We start from the raw sequence: 2,266 nt of genomic DNA on the forward strand, positions 1-2,266 counted from the left end.
GCCTGGTAGTCGGCCATGCTCATGCTGAATTCGATGGGCGCCACGATGGCCGGCGTGGGCACGGTGCCAAAGCTGTTGTCGGGCATGCGCATCACGTCCACCATCACCGTGATGCCGCCACCGCCCCACACATAGGCCGGCGCGCCGCCGCAGGTCACGTTGACCATGCCGCTCTTGATGGCGCGGGTCAGCAGCACCGGGTTTTCGGTGACGCCGGCGCGCAGGCTGCCGCCCGCGCCGCCGAGGAACAGCACCGAGGTGAGCGAGGGTTCGCAGTTCTCGCCGATGCGCTCGACCACCCGCTGCACCGCGGGCGGCATGGGCGCGGGTTGCGGCACCAACTGCTCGTCCAGCACGAACCAGGCGGCATGTTCGCCGGTGGTGGAGGTCATCAGCAGCCGCAGGCCGGGCCAGGCCACGTCTGCGTCCCAGCTGTCGATGATGGACAGCGGGTCGGCGATGTCGGTGCCGCCCCAGCCGGTGCCCGGATTGGCCACCTGGAAGTAGCGGCCCGGCGTGGACTTGCGGCCGCGCACCTTCAGGCCCGAAGGCTTCATGTCCAGGCACTTGCCGGCCTGGTGCTCGGTGAGCACGCCGGTGATGTGGTCGTCCACCACCACCACCTCGTCGCACTGCCCCCAGAACTGCTTGGCGAAGATGCCGATGGTGGCCGAGCCGCAGCCCACGCGCATGCGCTGCTCTTCCACGCCGTTGACGATGGGCGGCCGGCCGGCCTCGATGGTGATCTGCGAGCCGCCGTCGATGCTGAGGTCGACCGCCTGCTTGTTGCCCAGCGCCTGCATCATCTCCACGGTGATGCGGCCTTCTTTCTTGCTGCCGCCGGTGAGGTGGTGCACGCCGCCCAGCGACAGCATCTGCGAGCCGTACTCGGCGGTGGTGACGTGGCCCACCACCTCGCCCTTGCAGCGGATGTTGGCCTGCTCGGGCCCCAGCCAGCGGTCGGTGTCGATCTTCACCTTGAAGCTGCAGTAGCTGAAGATGCCTTCGGTGACCACCGTCACCATGTCCACGCCACGCGCCTGGCTGGCCACGATGAAGGGCGCCGGCTTGTAGTCGGGGTAGGTGGTGGACGAGCCCACGCCGGTGACGAAGAACTCGTCGCCGCTGGCGGCTGCATCGGCAGGCGCGCTGCCGTCCAGCGGCAGGGCCTGGTCGGCCGGGGCTTGCAGGCCGCGGCGCAAAAACAGCACCGGGTCGACCCGCACCAGCGTGCCATCGCTGTTGGCGTAGCGGTCGCACGCGCCGGTCTTGCCGGGCGAGATCTGGCACAGCACCGGGCAGGCGTTGCATTCGATCTTGCCGCTGGCCATGCGCTCGTTGCGGGGGCGGGCACGGTCCAGCACCTGCGGCACCGCGGGCACATCGAGGCCGGGCAGGCCATCGGTCTTGGTGTGTTCGTTCATCGGCCGCTGCAAAGGTGGGGCGTGTGGTGAAGATGCCTTGTGCAAGAGGCGCGCCAGCGGTTCGGGCTTGCCGCGCACCATCCGTGTATGTAGCATTCACTTAACGCGGATGTAGTGCAGGCTACATCGGGAGCCGAGTTGGTGCAATCGGGCGAAGCACGCACCGGCGCAGGGCAAAATCGCGGGCAAGCCGCCGCCTACACCACATCCAACCCCTTTGCATCAGGATCTCTCGCGATGAGCGCATTCCACGAAGAAAAGGTGCTGAGCGTCCACCACTGGACCGACCGCCTCTTCACCTTCACCACCACGCGTGACGCCGGCCTGCGTTTTTCCAACGGCCACTTCACGATGATCGGCCTGCGTGTCAACGGCAAGCCGCTGCTGCGCGCGTACAGCATCGTCAGCCCCAACTACGAGGAACACCTCGAGTTCCTGAGCATCAAGGTGCCCGACGGCCCGCTGACCAGCCGGCTGCAGCACATCCAGGTGGGCGACACCGTGATCGTGGGCAAGAAGCCCACCGGCACGCTGCTGATCGACTACCTGCTGCCCGGCAAGCGCCTGTACCTGGTGGGCACCGGCACTGGCCTGGCGCCCTTCATGAGCATCATCCGCGACCCGGCCACCTACGAGAAGTTCGAGCAGGTGGTGCTGATCCACGGCGTGCGCCAGAAGGACGAGCTGGCCTACCACGACCTGGTGACCGACCACCTGCCCAAACACGAGTTCCTGGGCGAGATGATCAGCCAGCAGCTGCTGTACTACCCCACCGTCACGCGCGAGAGCTACAAGAACATGGGCCGCGTGACCGACCTGATGGTCAGCGGCAAGCTGTTCCA

2 protein-coding genes are annotated in these 2,266 nt (G+C 67.2%); one reads left to right on the plus strand and one right to left on the minus strand.

Features of this window, described 5'->3' with window-relative positions; genetic code table 11:
- A partial coding sequence (locus ABNT58_RS14375) for a 6-hydroxynicotinate reductase (protein ID WP_348754147.1) occupies positions 1-1,424 on the minus strand: 1,424 nt, incomplete at its 3' end.
- Between the two features lie 237 nt (positions 1,425-1,661).
- Between ABNT58_RS14375 and ABNT58_RS14380 the strand changes: the two genes are divergently transcribed.
- The coding region (locus ABNT58_RS14380; protein ID WP_348754148.1) for a ferredoxin--NADP reductase at positions 1,662-2,266 on the plus strand (605 nt) is incomplete at its 3' end.

It is taken from the genome of uncultured Aquincola sp. (assembly GCF_964001545.1).
GTDB lineage: Bacteria > Pseudomonadota > Gammaproteobacteria > Burkholderiales > Burkholderiaceae_C > Aquincola.